Origin of the sequence: Streptomyces sp. DSM 41931, assembly GCF_050271085.1 — a bacterium.
In the GTDB taxonomy this organism is placed as follows: Bacteria; Actinomycetota; Actinomycetes; order Streptomycetales; family Streptomycetaceae; genus Streptomyces; species Streptomyces albogriseolus.
On the sequence record NZ_CP189902.1, the window covers coordinates 6990936 to 7005954 of the forward strand.

Below are 15019 nucleotides of genomic sequence, written 5' to 3' on the forward strand. Positions count from 1 at the left end.
CCCCTGCCCGCCCCCGGCGGATCAGAGCCTTCGGCTACGGAAACGGAGAGCGGCTTCGCCGGCCACGGCGTCTTCAGCCGTAGTTGATCCAGGCCCGGGTGGCACCGTTCTGAGGATTGACGTCAAGGTAGTCGGCCCGGCCGTCGTTGTTGAGGTCGGCGAACTGGATACGCGCTCCGTCGACGAGGACGCCGCTGGCGACGCTTCCCTGGGGGTACCAGAGCCAGTCGGCGCCGCCGGTCGGTTCTTTGGGGTTGGGTCCGCCGTTGATCCATGCCTGGACGGAGCTGTCGGGGTTGACCTTCAGGTAGTCGGCTCTGCGGTCACCGTTGAGGTCGGCGAAGCGGATGGTGTTGCCCGCTGTGCCGACGCCGCTGGCGATGGTTTGTTGGGGGTACCAGAGCCAGTCGGCGCCGCCGGTCGGTTCTTTGGGGTTGGGTCCGCCGTTGATCCATGCCAGGACGGAGCTGTCGGGGTTGACCTTCAGGTAGTCGGCTCTGCGGTCACCGTTGAGGTCGGCGAAGCGGATGGTGTTGCCCGCTGTGCCGACGCCGCTGGCGATGGTTTGTTGGGGGTACCAGAGCCAGTCGGCGCCGCCGGTCGGTTCTTTGGGGTTGGGTCCGCCGTTGATCCATGCCTGCACCGAGCTGTCGGGGTTGACCTTCAGGTAGTCGGCTCTGCCGTCACCGTTGAGGTCGGCGAAGCGGATGGTGTTGCCCGCTGTGCCGACGCCGCTGGCGATGGTTTGTTGGGGGTACCAGAGCCAGTCGGCGCCGCCGGTCGGTTCTTTGGGGTTGGGCCCGCCGTTGATCCATGCCTGCACCGAGCTGTCGGGGTTGACCTTCAAGTGGTCAGCTCTGCCGTCACCATCGAGGTCGGCGTACACAACGGTACTGGTGCCTCCGCTGAACGTTCCGGACGCGATGGTCTCCTGCGGGATCCAGCCCTTGACGGGGCCTCCACCCGGAGCACCACCGTCGTCGGGCCCCTCGATCCGGCCGGCCTGACCCGCGCTCACGAGTCCGTCGTAGAACGCTCCCGCCATCTTCTGGTAGCCGCGGTCGTTGGGATGCAGACCGTCGGCCAGATCGGCGGTGGTGACCGCGTCCATGTCGACCAGCCAGACGTTCTTGCCGGCCGCCCGCCGGGCCTCCACGACACCCGGGATCGCCGCGTTGTACGTGGCGATCCGTTCCGCGGTCCCCGGGAACGAGGACGGCACGATGGTCGAGACCAGCAGTGTGACCCCGGGGTCGTACCGCAGAATCTGGTCGATCAGGCTGCCGAGTCTGGCCGGCGCGCCACCCGGATCGACGTTGTTGCTCATGTCGTTGGTGCCGATGTGCAACAGCACCACGTTGGGCCGGTACGTCGTCAGGACGGAGTCCGCGATGCCGGCGATGTCCTTGATCAGCCAGCCGGGGTGGCCCTCGTTCGCGATGGGCGAAAGGGCCGGTCCCGAGCGCTGCGAGCCGACGTATTCCACCTTCCTGTCCTGCTGGTTCAGGTGGACGTACAGCGTCGACCGGTAGCCGGCTCCACTCGAACTGCCCGTGCCGTACGTGATCGAGTCACCCAGCGGCATGATGCGCAGGTGTATGTCGGAGGCCCCCACCCCGCGATTCAGCCGCTGGATGGTTTCGAGCAGACGGTTGACGACGTTGCCGTTGAGTACGTCGGCCACATAGCCGAGCGGGTTCGCCCAGTTCCCGAGCTTCACCGCCCAACCACGCAACGTCTTCTGCGCGTTGGTGATCAGGGAGGCGGCACTTTCCGAGGCGAACGAGACGAACGCACCGAGGAAGGCGCCGGCGAGCGCAGACCACATGGCGGTGGCCAGCGCGGCACCCCATGCCTCTCCGTCGATCGGCTTGCCGTCCAGGGCCGCACTCATCAACTCGCTGACGCCCCCCGACAGGGCTCCCGCCACGGCACCGCAGACCGGTGCGGCGGCAGCAGCGCCCGGAGCGAAGGCGGCCAGGCACAGTGCGGTGGCCGCGACAGCGGTGGCAGTGGAGACCAGGCCCGTGACGAACTTCTTCCAGAAGCCGTCCCAGAAGCCTGTAGTGCTGATGTCGCCCGCCGGCACCACCATCACCAGGCTGTCACCGACGACATGGACGCTGCCGTCGTAACTGACACCGTCATCCTGCTCCTGGTAGTAACCCACGCTGTTCCTGTCGGCGTTCAGCGTGAGGGCTCTGCTGAGCGACAGCCCGTCGGCCTGGTCCCCGCGGATGGCGTCGACCATGTGCTGCATCTGCCGGCGCAGCAGATCGGGCTGGGCCCCGGGATTGAAATCAAGCGCCGCCACCAGGTCGTTGTCACCACTCGCCAACGAGCGGAGGCCGCCGGCGTCCCGGGCGCAACCGAGCCGCAGGGCGGCTGTGCCCTCCTCCACCGGCGCGGTGGCGAAGGACGTGGCATGGGCCGAGCACCCTCCGGGCTCCGCCGCGGCGGCTTCCTGAGTGACGCCGGGCAGCGCGGACCCGGCGAGTATCAGCGCCATCGAGAGAACTAACACCAGGAGGAACGCACCACCTGAAGATCTCCTCCTCGTCAGAATCACTCGACACAGGTTGCTGCGCACTGATCTTCCTCCTTCTGAGCGGCACGCATACCGGAAACGCGCTCACCCACGGCCGGGACGCTGTCGTACTGTCACAACAGCTGTATTCCGGTCTCCATGCTGGCCGGCGGCTCGTGGGGCGGCGCGCTGGTACGGGCGCGGCAGTCGTGATCATGAATGCGTGTGAGGGTGCATCGAACCCAAGCTACGGATGTGGCGGCTCTGGCTCGTCCCCCTGCAGAGGGCACTTCCGCGTAGCTCGCACGGGGGACGGACCCCGGGGACCGCACCGTGGAGCCCTGGGTCCTCGCTCAGGCGTACAGCGACGGCCTGCTGCGGCCGGGGACGGCTTCGGCGACTGGCTGAACGCCGATGACGAGACTGCGAAGGACGTCATCGCCACCGCCTACTTCGCACACGCCGCGGACCTCGCCGTGAGGATGGCAGGCGAGCTCGGCCGGGACCCGGCACTCCACGAGGACCTGTCCGGGCGGGTGCGGGAGGCCTTCCGGCGGGCGTACGTCGACGCCGTGGGCCGGGTGAAGGGCCGGCGGCCGCCCGTCTGGTGGCGCTCATCGAGGCCCGCGACTGGCGCCTGTCGACCGGCTTCCTCGGCATCCCCGGCTGCTGCCCGTGCTCACCGACACCGGGCACACCGACATCGCCTACCGGCTGCTCACCCGGCGCACCTTCCCCAGCTGCGGCTACCAGATCGACCGGTCCCGCGATGGGCCTGATGTGCCGTGCAGGATCCGCCTCGCCGGCGAAGGCGGCTGCCGCCCCATGGGGGCGACGCCCCGCGGATGAGTGAGGTCCTGGATCGGGTCCGCGTCCCCGGCCGCCGGGCGGACGGCCTGGGACCCGGCCGGACCGGGTCAGCGGCGGCAAGGCATACAGCTCTCGAGGAAACCGCCGCTGCCTTGGTGGACGCCGCGTCCGGCACATGATCCCGGAACCGGAGGACCGGAGGACCGCTCCGTCGGTTCCGCCGGACAGACCTCAAGGGTGCAGTTCATCCGTCCGGGATGTCTCAAGACGGTGGAAGCCGGCGAGGCGCGGTGAGACGGCGAAGGGGAAGGATTCTCCGCCGGGGGTCTTCAGGGCCGCCACGATGTCATGGTCCGGTGCGCCGAATATCTCGAAGTGCTGCACGGTGCAGTGCTCCATCACCTTACGGATGTACGGATCCGACAGCCGCCAGTGGGCGCGGATGGCATCGGAGTCGCGGTAGAGCTGGAAGCTGTGCGCCAGCATCCGCTCCTCGTCGATGAAGACCTCGACCATGAGCTGAGGGCCGTGCTCGTGAGCGAATGCCACCGCCTGCGCGATGGCGCGCCGGAAGCCGTCGAGGTGACCGTCCGTGATGCGCATGGTGTTACGAAAGAGAATGGTGCTGCTCTTTGTGCTCTCCATGCGCCGAGTGTTGCGCCTCAACCAGGGTTGAGGTCAAGGGTGCAGCCCGGCCAGGGGACCGGTGTCGCGGAGGCTGGCGATGAAGCTCCCTCGACGTGGACACGCGGGCAGGACCCGAGACGCTTCTTCTCCCTTTGGCGGTGGCGGAGACAAGAACCTCAGACATCCTCCTTCTCGCCGGCCAGAGGCACTTCCTGCTTCGGGTGATCACCAGTCGGCTGCACCGGGCGAAGCGCCGGTGGAACGTGGGCCACGCCGTCCTGAACACCGGCGGCGACTGCGCGGAATGTGCCCACAACGACGTTGCCCACGGACACCCCTGGCGTTCGGCGCGCCCAGTCCACCTGGGCGGGACCTCCCGCGCTGGATGTCTTACGCGGCACCGTCGAGGACCTGGCGCAGACGGAGCGCGAACTCGTCCGGCTTCCCCGGGGCGGCGCGGTGGTGATCGCGTCGGCGTCCGGCCGGTAACCGCTGACCGCCCACGACCTGTCGGACAGCAGCGGGTCGTCGCGGGAGCCGTCGTCCTCGGTGGGCATCCCGAACGCGGCGTGGTCGGCCGCGGGCTGCGCGTCGGCATCGCCGCCCTCCGGTGATCGGGTCGGCGAGGTGGAGACGGCCCGCGGAACCGGGCCGCGCCGCAAACCCGTTCGCTCCGGTGCGCACGGCGCGCAGGGCACGCCCTTGACCACTCCATCAATACTCTGTGCGCCCTTTCTGATGCGGAGAGCGACGGAAATGATGAGCGCACCACACAGGAACCAGGCGATCCACGGCCCTCGGTCGGCGACCGGGCGGGTCGTGGCGAAGGAGGCCAGGTGTTGCTTCTCATCTCCCCGGACGGCGTCGAGGAAGCGCTCGACTGCGCCAAGGCGGCGCAACACCTCGACATCGTCGACGTCAAGAAGCCCGACGAGGGCTCTCTCGGCGCGAACTTCCCCTGGATCATCAGGGAGATACGCGAAGCGGTCCCGGCGGACAAGCCGGTGTCCGCGACCGTGGGAGATGTCCCCTACAAGCCCGGCACGGTGGCCCAGGCCGCTCTCGGCGCGGCCGTCTCCGGAGCCACGTACATCAAGGTCGGTCTCTACGGATGCACGACCCCTGACCAGGGCATCGACATCATGCGCGCCGTCGTCCGGGCCGTGAAGGAGCACAACCCGGACGCACTCGTCGTCGCCTCGGGCTACGCCGACGCCCACCGGATCGGCTGCGTCAACCCGCTCGCGGTGCCCGACATCGCGGCCCGCTCCGGCGCCGACGCGGCGATGCTGGACACCGCCGTGAAGGACGGGACGCGGTTGTTCGACCACGTTCCGCCCGACGTCTGCGCCGAGTTCGTCCGGCTGGCCCACGCGTCCGGCCGGCTCGCGGCCCTGGCGGGCAGTGTCCGGCAGGGCGACCTCGGCGAGCTGACCCGCATCGGTACGAACATCGTCGGCGTGCGGGGAGCGGTCTGCGAGGGCGGCGACCGCAACGCCGGGAGGATCCGGCCCCATCTGGTGGCCGCCTTCCGGGCGGAGATGGACCGGCACGACCGGGAGCGCACCGCCGGCCTTCCCACAGCGCGCTGACGGCCGCCATGCCGACCACCGAACCCACGCGCGTGCCCGACCCCGGGGCGGCCCGCTTCCCGGTCGTCGACCCGGCCACCGGGGAAGCGTTCGACGAGGCACCCGACCAGCAGCCGGACGAGCTGGACGCCGTGATCGACCGGGCGCAGCGGGCCTGGAGCGGCTGGCGGGCCGACCCCGCCGCGCGCACCACCGCGTTGCGCGCGGCGGCCGACGCGGTGGCGGCGGCCGGCGAGGACCTCGCCCGGTCGCTCACCCGGGAACAGGGCAAGCCCCTGGCCGAGTCGTACGCGGAGGTCGCCCGTACCGTGGCCCGTCTGCGCTACTTCGCGGACCTCGCTCCCCGGAACCGGCCGATCGACGACGGTCGGCCGGTGCGCAGCGAGATCCGGTGGCGGTCGCTCGGGCCCGTCGCCGCGATCGTGCCGTGGAACTTCCCTCTGCAGCTCGCGGCGGCGAAGTTCGCGCCCGCTCTGGCCGCCGGCAACACCGTCGTCCTCAAACCGTCTCCGTTCACCCCGCTGGCCACCCGGATGCTGGGGTCCGTCCTCGCCGCAGTCCTGCCCGAGGACGTCCTGACCGTCGTCACCGGCCGCGAACCCCTCGGTGCCCGTCTCGTGTCCCATCCGGGCATCCGCCACGTCACCTTCACCGGATCGGTGTCCACCGGGCGGGCGGTCGCCCGGGCGGCGGCGGCCTCACTCGCCCGGGTGACGCTGGAGCTGGGCGGCAACGACGCGGCCGTCCTGCTCGACGACGTCGACGTGGAGCGCATCGCCGACCGGCTGTTCTGGGCCGCGTTCCGCAACTGCGGACAGGTCTGCATGGCGGTCAAACGCCTCTACGTCCCCGTCCGGCTGCACGCCGACATCGTCGAAGCCCTCGCCCAGCGGGCGAAGACCGTCGCGGTCGGGCCCGGCCTGGACCCCGCGACCGAGCTGGGACCGCTCAACAACGCCCCGCAGTTGGCCCGTGTCGAGGAGCACACACGGCGGGCACTGGCGGACGGCGCGCGGGCCGCGGCGGGCGGCCACCGGCAGGACGGACCGGGCTACTTCTTCGCTCCCACCGTCCTCGTCGGCGTGCCGCCTGACAGCCCGGTGGTGACCGAGGAACAGTTCGGACCGGTGCTGCCGGTGCTTCCGTACCGGAGTCTCGACGAAGCCCTGAAGGCGGCCAACGGCACCGGCTTCGGTCTGGGCGGCTCCGTGTGGGGCACCGATCTCGACCGCGCCGAGGCGGTGGCCGATCAGCTCGACTGCGGCACCGCCTGGGTCAACCACCACGCGGAACTGTCCCTGGCCCAGCCTTTCGCGGGCGTCAAGGACAGCGGCGTCGGTGTCGCGGGCGGGCCGTGGGGGTTGTACGGCAACCTCCGGCCGTTCGTCGTCCACCGCCCGCCGGAGGCGTGACACATGAGATTCCAGGCAGCTGTACTGCGCTCGTACGACGCCCCGTTCACGATGGAGGAGGTGGTTCTGCGGACCGAGCCGGCCGTCGGCGAGATCCTGGTCGCGATCGCGGGCACCGGAATGTGCCGGACCGATCTCGCGGTCCGGCGATCGGCCGGCCGGAGCCCGGTGCCCGCCGTCCTCGGCCACGAGGGCGCCGGTGTCGTGGTGCGCACGGGAGGCGGTACGGACACCGGGATCGGTGTCGGTGACCACGTCGTGCTCAGCTTCGACTCCTGCGGACACTGCCCGACCTGCCGCGGCGCGGCGCCCGCGTACTGCGACTCCTTCGCCTCCCTCAACCTCTTCGGCGGCCGCGAGGAGGAGCCGCCCCGGCTCACCGACGCGTCCGGTGACGCGCTGGCACCCCGCTGGTTCGGGCAGTCCTCGTTCGCCGAATACGCCCTCGTCTCCGCTCGCAACGCCGTACGGGTCGATCCCGCACTGCCGCTGGAACTGCTCGGTCCCCTCGGCTGCGGCTCCCTCACCGGTGCCGGAGCCGTGCTGAACACCTTCGGCGCCGGTCCCGGCGACACGCTCGTCGTCCTCGGCGCGGGTGCCGTCGGCCTGACCGCGGTGATGGCGGCGACTGCCGTGGGCGCGCCGACCGTGGCCGTCGACCGGCATCCCGAGAGGCTCGCCGCAGCCGAGCGGTTCGGCGCGGTCCCGCTGCCCGCCGCCTCCCCCGACCTGCCCGAGCGGATCCGGCGGCTGACCGACGGCGGAGCCCGCTACGCGCTGGACACCACCGCCTCACCCCTGCTCATCAACCAGGCGCTCCACGCGCTGCGTCCCACCGGCACCCTCGGCCTGGTGGCGCGCCTCCACGGTCCCCTCACCCTCGAACCGGGCACCCTCGACCGAGGCCGGAGCGTGCGCCACATCTGCGAAGGGGACGCCGTGCCCGCGTTGTTGATCCCCCGGCTGATCGGACTGTGGCGGGCCGGACGCTTCCCTTTCGAGCGGTTGATCCGCACCTACCCCCTGTCCGACATCAACAAGGCCGAACGTGACTGCGACGCGGGCCGTACGGTCAAACCGGTCCTGCTCCCCGACAGGGCGAGCCGATGACGAGTCCCGCGGCACCGGGCACCTACCCACCCCGACCCATGACATCGCGCAGCTCCCACTCCCGCCGACGGAGGCAGCATGGCAGGCACGACACCCCACCACACGGACGCGGAAGGCGTGGACGGAGGAGTGGGCCTGACCGCCCTCCTGGTCGCCGCGTCCAGGGCCATGGAAACCCACCGCCACGACAGTCTGGCCCAGGACGCCTACGCCGAGCACTTCGTGCGCGCGGCCCCCGCCTGCACGCACTGGCCGGTGCGCATCGAGGAGGTTCCGGACGGCGACGACAACCCGCTGTGGGGGAGGTTCGCCCGCTACTTCGGTCTGCGGACGAGGGTGCTCGACGACTTCGTCCTCCGGTCGGCCGGTGCGGGCGCGCGCCAAGTGGTCCTGCTGGGAGCGGGGTTGGACACCCGCGCCTTCCGCCTGGACCTGCCGTCCGACTGCGTCGTCTTCGAGGTCGACAGGGCGGGCGTGCTGGCGTTCAAGGAACAGGTGCTCACGGGCCTGTCGGCCGCTCCCGAGGTGAAACGCGTCCCCGTGCCGGTCGACCTGCGTGAGGACTGGGCCGGCGCGCTCGGCACCGTGGGTTTCGACCCCGCCGCACCCAGCGTCTGGCTGGCCGAGGGACTGCTCTTCTACCTGCCGGGTCCCGCCGAGACGTACCTCGTCGACACGGTGGACCGGCTGACCGCCGCAGGCAGTGCTCTGGCCTTCGAGGCCAAGCTGGAGAAGGATCTCCTGGCATACCGTGACAGCCCGATCTACACGGCGACGCGCCGGCTGACCGGCATCGACCTGCTCCGCCTTTTCGACAAGGGACCACGCCCCGACTCCGCGGGCTCCCTGACGGCCAAGGGCTGGTCCACCTCGATGCACACACCCTTCGAGTTCACCAGGAGGCACGGGCGTGGCCCCCTCCCCGAGCCCAACGACGCGCTGGAGGGCAACCGCTGGGTGTTCGCGCACAAGCTCGCCCCCTGACGCCCGGGTACGGGCGACGCGGACGTCCGGCCAGGGGCCGTACCGGCCGTCGGCGGTACGGCCCCTGGCGAGCCGGGTCAGACGGCGTGGGCCGTCACCAGCCGGTCGCCGGGGATGCCGGCCTTGTCCGGCGCGTAGTAGTCCTTGATTCCGGCGGCCCACGTGGCCACGGTGATGCGGTCGTCGGCGTCCGGACCGAACGCGTCGAAGAGGGCGTGGATGTTCGCCTGCTCGAAGCCGATCGCCGTCATCAGCGACTCGAACAGGGGGCGCTCGATCAAGCCGTCCCCGTCGGGGTCGCCGAGTGCGGAGAGGGCCTCGGCGAACTCGGCGACCGTGGGGCCGAAACGCTCGGGGTCCAGCACGAAGGGACGGAACTCCGTCAGGGAGATGACACCGTCGCCGTTGGCGTCCAGTTCCGTGGCCAGCGTCGTCCAGTAGCGGCGGAACGCGGCTCTGATGGCGTCCTTGGCACCGTCGTCCGAAGCGGCCGCCGCTTGCAGAACGCGGTCCGTCATCAGGTCGAAGTCGACGGAGTCGAGGACCCCGTTGCCGTTGGCGTCGAAGAGGGAGAAGACCAGCTCGACCCGCTTGGCGGCCTCATCTCGCATGTGCGTCACCTGTCTTTCACGACCCGACTGTTTCGGGCCTGCGTCCGTGCCCCATGGAACCGCCGGAAGGAGCCGCGGAATCTCGATCTCCGCTTTTGGTGCCGGGGGAACTGCTGAATGAGCGGATGTGACACGTTCCATGCCACGCCTGTGAAGGCCAGGGCGTTCCGACCGATCGCGTTGATCAGCTCATATGGCTCGCACCGGCCGGCACGACCAGCCGCGGGCGGCGGTCCTGACCGTCGACCCTGGTGATCCACATGGGGATGAGCCCGGCTCTGTGGGAGCTCTTGGAGTCGTCGGCTTCGCCACGGCACCTGCCCGTCGTGGCCGTACGAGAAGGGGGAGGCCTCGTTGTGGTTGTTCACGGCCTGGCTCACGCCGTTCCAGTACGACAGGGAGGCTTCGTTCGCCCGCTGGCGAGGCCCTCAAGCTGGTTGGCCCGCCACCCGCCCGTCCGACCGGGACTCACCGGGTGCCGGGCCGTCCTGGGGGGAGTGGACGTGCGCCGCCAGGGTGGTGGCCAGGGCCTGCCATATGTGGGCCGCGAGATCGCGGCTCCCGGACTCGGTCGCCTGACGCGCCAGCCGTTCCAGGGCCGCGACCCCCTCCTCGACCCGGCCCGCCAGGATCGTGAGCCGGCCGTCGAGGACCGACAGCCGCACCCGGTCGCGGTAGGACAGACGCAGGTGCTCCTCGGACAGCACGGCCCGGCTCAGCGCGCGGGCGTCGTCCAGCCGGCCCTGCGCGAACGCCAGGTGTGCCTGGAGCGCGTGCAGTTCCTGCAGTTGTGTGGGCGTGCCGATCAGGCCGAGGACGGGGGCGGCCTCGGCCAGCCAGCGCTCGGCCGCGGCCACCCGGGGTGGTGACATGTGCAGCGCTGTAGCGGTGGCGGCGGCCCGCAGCCGGGCCCACAGGACCAGGTCGTCCCCGCCCTCGAGGAGGCCCAGGGCGGTGTCCATCCGGGCCAGGGCGGTCGGCTCGTCGCCTTGGCGGTCGCTGACCTCGGCGGCCACCCACAACGCCTCGGCCGCCAGGGCGGAGGGGGCCCCGGGCAGCAGATCGCGTTCCATCTCGTCGACGTGCCGGGAGGCCGCCTCCCACCTGCCGAGTTCCGTCTCGATGCCGATCAGCACCGTGAGGGCGGCCAGGGTGTCGGGCACGCCCAGCTCCGCGGCGCGGGCCACGGCCAGTGCCTCCACGGCCGCCGGTTCCGCGCCCTCGGCATCGCCCAGGGCACGGGTGCAGCGGGCGTACCTCACCAGCGACCTGGCCCGCAGGTCGGGTGCCTCCAACACGCTGCTCAGTTCCAGGAGTTCCAGCAGCCGGAGGCGTTCGAGCTCGTAGTCGCCGTCGCGGCCCGCGTCGCGGCTCAGCAGCCACAGGGCCTGCCAGCGCGCGGCCGGATCCTCTCCCGGGTCCTCCTCGACGGCGCGGCCGAGCACCTCCGTGCCGTCCGAACCCGCGGGCGCCGAGGCCACGGACGCCAGCACCGCGGTCAGGGACCTGCCGTCCGTGGGTCCGGTCAGGACGGAGGCGTCCACACCGAGCCGCCGGGCGAGATAGGCCACGGTCCGCTCCGTGGGCCGCCGTTCACCGGACTCCAGGCGCGACAGATGCCCCGTCGACATCCCGTCGCCGACGACGTCGGCCTGGCTCAGGCCCCGCGCGGCACGCAGCCTTTTGAGCCGACGGCCGAACTGCGGCTGATCCAGCATCTCCCTCCTCGGGTTCGGTGGCCCGGCCGGTCCGGTATCCGCGGTTCCGTTTGCCCGAACGGGCGCGTGAGTTGTCCACATTTTAGGAAGCGCGGCAAGGAGCGACAAGCCGTTGTGCACGGCTGGCTGCGCATTCCGGAGGCGGCGTCGCCACCCCGCCGGAATTGTTTGCATCGGGGGGCGTGGGCGCCCGAAATAGGCCCGGGCACGGAACAGTTGACAAGTTGCCTGGTTCACCTGACAAACTCTTGCCTCAGGAGTTGCCTCCCCTTAGTCTCGAAGGCGACTCCTCAAACGAACCCCCTCTCCTTGTCGTGGAGGTTTCCGTGCCGCGCACTGCCCGAACGGGCTTCTCGTCACGGCGAATGTACGGTTCGCCCGCCCGGCCGCCGCGTCGTCCGCCGACGGGAGCGCGCCGCGGGATCGAGTGGTGATGACAACGTTATCCAGGTGACCCGGACGACGGTCGCCTCGGCACCGCTTCCTCTGCTCACCCCGACCCTCTCCGGGGACCCGGCGCCCGCCGCCGGCCCGGAACGACGCGGACACACGGCCCCGGCCACCGACGAGGTGGCACGCCGGCACCGGGCGCTCGCCGACACCCAGGCACAGCGCACAGGACCGCTCCGCGTCCGCACACCCTTCCCAGCCCCCCACGCGCAGGAAGAAGGACGGTACGTCCGTGGCGACCACGAGTTTCCCCGACGCCTCGCCCCGTAGGAAGAAGACCGCCGTTGCGGCCGTCCCGGTCCGCCGTGACCTGACCGGCGCGCCGGACGGTGCCACCCCGGAAGCCGCCTGCCCGGCCCATGTGTCCCCCCGGACGCTGGCCGTCACGGCCGCGGAACCGGAATTCGCCCGGCAATTCGGCCTGAGCGCCGACGAGATATGCGGGCGCGGCCTGCTCGAACTGCTCCGCTCTCCGGTTCCCGGACAATTGCGGGAACAGTTCGCCGCGCTTTCCTCAGGACGTTGCCGGAGATTCAGGGAAAGGGTGACGGGCCGCGACGGAGAGGGCCGGGATTTTCCGGCCGACGTCACCGCGATCGCCGTCAGACAGCCCACGGGTGAGATCGTCGGTCTCGTCGTCTTTCTGCGCCGGACCGAAGAAGCGGCCGTCGGCGCACCCGTACTCACCGCCCTCGACGCGCAGGTGCTGGAAGGTGTCGCGAGTGGTGAATCCACGGTGCAGTTGGCCTCCCGTCTTTATCTGAGCCGTCAGGGCATCGAATACCGCGTCGGCCAGATGCTGCGGCGTTTCGACGCCCCCAACCGGCCCGCTCTGGTCGCGCGGGCGCACGCGCTCGGGATGTTCGCCACCGGACAGTGGCCTCCGCGGGTCCTCCCGGAGCGCGTGCGGTAGTGCGGAGCCGGGGCCTGCCGAGCCCCGTGACGGCGGCCGTGGCGGAGACACACCGCCACGGCCGCCGTCGTACCGGCCCGTCCCGGAAGGGGGGCCGGCCTCACGCCGCCGAGGGCTGCCACGCCTCCTGGAATCGGCGGCGGGCCCGGAACAGACGCGAGCGGACGGTGCCCACGGGCAGCGCGAGCACCTCGGCCATCTCCTCCTCGCTCAGCCCGTAGGCGCGCAGGGTGAGGACCTGCCGGTGCGCCTGGGACAGCCGCTCCAGCACATCACTGATGTGCACCGCGTCCAGGGGATTGGTCTCCTCCTGCGAGTCCACCTCGGAGCAGCAGCTCTCCGCGCCGTAGCGCCTGGCGGTGCGGATGGCCTCGCGGACCGTCACCGAGCGCACCCAGCCGTAGAACGCCGCCGGTTCACGCAGGGAACCCAGACCGCGGTAGACGGCGAGCAGTGCCTCCTGCGTGGCATCGGCACCGTCGTCGTGGGTGATGGACCTGCAGATGCGCGCCACGTAGGGCGTGATGGCGGTCAGCAGGTGGTTCATCGCGTGCTCGTCGCCGGCCTGGGCCCGGGGGAGCAGCGTCAGGGGGGAGGGCAGTTCGCTGACGGTCGTCATGGCGGACAGAGGTTCCTTACACAGCCGGGCGGGCAGGGGTCGGAAGAGGGGGCGGACGGGCCGTGCTCAGCCGGCGGCGTGGGCGAGACCCGGTTCCACCGCGTCCGTGAAACGCAGCAGCCCGGCGCGCACGTCGTCGCGGAACGCCCGCATGAAGGACGGGCTGTAACAGGCGGTGGAGTGCGGGAACTCGATGGACAGCCGGCCCTCGAAGGAGACCACGCACGCCATGACGGGGCTGCGTCCCGCCTGCGGGAAGTAGCGCTCGCGGGCCGGAACGAGGCGCACGTCGGCCGCCCGCAGCCCCTCCGGCAGCCGCGGACCGGGGACCACGCCCATGTTCGTGGCGATCACCGTGGCCAGTTGCAGCGCGGGATTGCGCGGGATCTCCGGCGTGATGCGCATCTCGTGGAAGTGGTGACCGCGGGCCAGGAAGTCGCCCAGCCGGGCGTGCACGGCACGGGCCAGCTCCAGCGGCTCCGAACGCGCGGACACCTCCAGGGTCTGCAGATGGGTGGTGACCGCGGGAACCAGGTCGGAGGCGGGCACCGGCGGGGTGAGCCGCGCCCGCAGGTCGACGGGGGAGAGGCAGCCGAGCGTGCGGGCCCCGTCGTCCCCGGGCAGGCGCCGCCGGGCCGTCGCCAGCAGCGTCGCGGCGATCAGGGCGTGCACGGAGACACCCGAGGCGCGCGCGGTGCCGCGAAGCCGGGAGGTGAGGTCCGCGTCCAGGGTCAGCCGGCGGACCTCGATGTGCCCGTCCGGGGCGGCACCCTCACCGCCGGCGGCGTCGTACGGGACCAGCTCGACCGGGTGGCGCCGTATCTCCTCTAGCCGGCCGTCGAGGTACTTCGCCGTGTCGGCCTCGTCGGCCGGAGGCAGCCGCCGGCTCACGGGCTCGGGCCAGCGCGGGAGTTCCGGAGCGGCGATGTCGTCGGTGGTGCCTTCGACCAGCGCCCGGTAGCGGTCCCACAGCGCGTTGTGCACCGCGATGCTGCTGTGGCCGTCGGTGACGGTGTGGTCGATCACCAGCACGAACAGGTGACTCCGCCCGTCCGGCGCGCTGACCAGCATGGCACGGCTCAGCGGGCCGCCGACCGGCAGCGGCCTGTTCAGCTCCGCCGCGTAGGCCTCGTCCTCGTCGCCGGTCCGGGTGATCAGCCGGGGCCGCTCGTCCTCGCCGAGAACGCGCAACACGTGTCCGCCGCCGTCCTGTTCGATGCGGGACCGCAGCGGCGGGTTCGCCTCCGTCAGCGCGTCGAACGCGGCGGACAGCGTCGCGGGGTCCACCGGTCCACGCAGGGTGCAGGACAGCACGGCCCTGCTTCTCTGGCCCACGTAGAGCGTCTCGACCGGACACAGCGCACGGTGCATGCCGTCAGCCTTCTTTCCGTCGTTCGTTCCGGAAATCCACGGCCCCGGGACACAGCTGCCACCGCGGCGGTCCGCGGGGAGGTCGGGGGGCCGTTCGAGAGTGCACGGCCGACCGCGGCCGAAGCCAGCGGAGAGCCCCGCTGCGCGGCGAAGTCGCGTGATTTCCCTAGAAGTTGCGTGCCGGCGAGCACTCCCCGGCACCCCGAAATTCAGGGAAACCCCTGAATCGGTGCCCCGGGAACCGGTTCACCTTGACCCCGCCGGTGCCGGTGCAG

The 15019-nt window shown here is 71.2% G+C and carries 11 protein-coding genes and 2 pseudogenes; 6 read left to right on the forward strand and 7 right to left on the reverse strand.

The window, feature by feature from the left end; all coding sequences use genetic code 11:
* Window positions 1-73: 73 nt before the first annotated feature.
* A complete protein-coding gene (locus ACP7TJ_RS31885) occupies window positions 74-2590 on the reverse strand; it encodes a GDSL-type esterase/lipase family protein (protein ID WP_427767171.1) in 2517 nt (838 codons plus the stop codon).
* A gap of 279 nt (window positions 2591-2869) precedes the next feature.
* Here ACP7TJ_RS31885 and ACP7TJ_RS31890 point away from each other — a divergent pair.
* Window positions 2870-3289, forward strand: a pseudogene (locus ACP7TJ_RS31890) (rhamnosidase); the annotation flags it as partial.
* Between the two features lie 279 nt (window positions 3290-3568).
* Here ACP7TJ_RS31890 and ACP7TJ_RS31895 read toward each other — a convergent pair.
* Together ACP7TJ_RS31895 and ACP7TJ_RS31900 are read right to left on the reverse strand one after the other, a co-directional pair.
* Window positions 3569-3982, reverse strand: a complete 414-nt coding sequence (locus ACP7TJ_RS31895) for a hypothetical protein (protein WP_367474388.1) — start codon at window positions 3980-3982, stop codon at window positions 3569-3571.
* 428 nt (window positions 3983-4410) lie between these two features.
* A pseudogene (locus ACP7TJ_RS31900) lies at window positions 4411-4554 on the reverse strand (alpha/beta fold hydrolase); the annotation flags it as partial.
* 246 nt (window positions 4555-4800) lie between these two features.
* Here ACP7TJ_RS31900 and ACP7TJ_RS31905 point away from each other — a divergent pair.
* From ACP7TJ_RS31905 to ACP7TJ_RS31920, 4 genes are all read left to right on the forward strand, one after another.
* Window positions 4801-5556 (forward strand): (5-formylfuran-3-yl)methyl phosphate synthase, encoded by a 756-nt coding sequence (locus ACP7TJ_RS31905; protein WP_427767174.1) that lies wholly within the window; start codon window positions 4801-4803, stop codon window positions 5554-5556.
* An 8-nt stretch (window positions 5557-5564) separates the two neighbouring features.
* Window positions 5565-6968: an aldehyde dehydrogenase family protein gene (locus tag ACP7TJ_RS31910; RefSeq protein WP_427767177.1), complete on the forward strand. Its 1404-nt coding sequence runs from the start codon at window positions 5565-5567 to the stop codon at window positions 6966-6968.
* A 3-nt stretch (window positions 6969-6971) separates the two neighbouring features.
* The gene (locus tag ACP7TJ_RS31915) at window positions 6972-8078 is read left to right on the forward strand and encodes an NAD(P)-dependent alcohol dehydrogenase (protein ID WP_193457075.1); all 1107 of its coding nucleotides are present in this window, start codon (window positions 6972-6974) and stop codon (window positions 8076-8078) included.
* Window positions 8079-8156: 78 nt separating this feature from the next.
* The gene (locus ACP7TJ_RS31920; RefSeq protein ID WP_093766579.1) at window positions 8157-9062 is read left to right on the forward strand and encodes a class I SAM-dependent methyltransferase; all 906 of its coding nucleotides are present in this window, start codon (window positions 8157-8159) and stop codon (window positions 9060-9062) included.
* Between the two features lie 77 nt (window positions 9063-9139).
* Here the strand turns inward: ACP7TJ_RS31920 and ACP7TJ_RS31925 are convergent, their stop codons facing one another.
* Together ACP7TJ_RS31925 and ACP7TJ_RS31930 are read right to left on the reverse strand one after the other, a co-directional pair.
* Entirely contained in the window at window positions 9140-9673 is a 534-nt protein-coding gene (locus tag ACP7TJ_RS31925) for an EF-hand domain-containing protein (RefSeq protein ID WP_193457073.1), read from the reverse strand.
* A 428-nt stretch (window positions 9674-10101) separates the two neighbouring features.
* Window positions 10102-11391, reverse strand: a complete 1290-nt coding sequence (locus tag ACP7TJ_RS31930; RefSeq protein WP_427767182.1) for a helix-turn-helix domain-containing protein — start codon at window positions 11389-11391, stop codon at window positions 10102-10104.
* A gap of 682 nt (window positions 11392-12073) precedes the next feature.
* Here ACP7TJ_RS31930 and ACP7TJ_RS31935 point away from each other — a divergent pair.
* Complete coding sequence (locus ACP7TJ_RS31935; RefSeq protein WP_167741724.1) at window positions 12074-12754, forward strand: PAS domain-containing protein; 681 nt, start codon at window positions 12074-12076, stop codon at window positions 12752-12754.
* Between the two features lie 100 nt (window positions 12755-12854).
* On the opposite strand, the gene ACP7TJ_RS31940 is transcribed toward ACP7TJ_RS31935, so the two are convergent.
* Both ACP7TJ_RS31940 and ACP7TJ_RS31945 read right to left on the reverse strand, forming a co-directional pair.
* Complete coding sequence (locus ACP7TJ_RS31940) at window positions 12855-13373, reverse strand: RNA polymerase sigma factor (protein WP_093766583.1); 519 nt, start codon at window positions 13371-13373, stop codon at window positions 12855-12857.
* Between the two features lie 66 nt (window positions 13374-13439).
* Window positions 13440-14744, reverse strand: coding sequence for a phthiocerol/phthiodiolone dimycocerosyl transferase family protein (locus ACP7TJ_RS31945; RefSeq protein WP_427767187.1), 1305 nt, complete (start codon window positions 14742-14744; stop codon window positions 13440-13442).
* Window positions 14745-15019: the final 275 nt, after the last annotated feature.

Excerpts from the sequence above, each read along its gene's own strand:
- ACP7TJ_RS31920 (WP_093766579.1), top strand. The coding sequence starts at position 8,157 with ATGGCAGGCACGACACCCCACCACACGGACGCGGAAGGCGTGGACGGA.
- ACP7TJ_RS31930 (WP_427767182.1), bottom strand. The coding sequence starts at position 11,391 with ATGCTGGATCAGCCGCAGTTCGGCCGTCGGCTCAAAAGGCTGCGTGCC.
- ACP7TJ_RS31940 (WP_093766583.1), bottom strand. The coding sequence starts at position 13,373 with ATGACGACCGTCAGCGAACTGCCCTCCCCCCTGACGCTGCTCCCCCGG.
- ACP7TJ_RS31945 (WP_427767187.1), bottom strand. The coding sequence starts at position 14,744 with ATGCACCGTGCGCTGTGTCCGGTCGAGACGCTCTACGTGGGCCAGAGA.
- ACP7TJ_RS31895 (WP_367474388.1), bottom strand. The coding sequence starts at position 3,982 with ATGGAGAGCACAAAGAGCAGCACCATTCTCTTTCGTAACACCATGCGC.
- ACP7TJ_RS31925 (WP_193457073.1), bottom strand. The coding sequence starts at position 9,673 with ATGCGAGATGAGGCCGCCAAGCGGGTCGAGCTGGTCTTCTCCCTCTTC.
- ACP7TJ_RS31910 (WP_427767177.1), top strand. The coding sequence starts at position 5,565 with ATGCCGACCACCGAACCCACGCGCGTGCCCGACCCCGGGGCGGCCCGC.
- ACP7TJ_RS31915 (WP_193457075.1), top strand. The coding sequence starts at position 6,972 with ATGAGATTCCAGGCAGCTGTACTGCGCTCGTACGACGCCCCGTTCACG.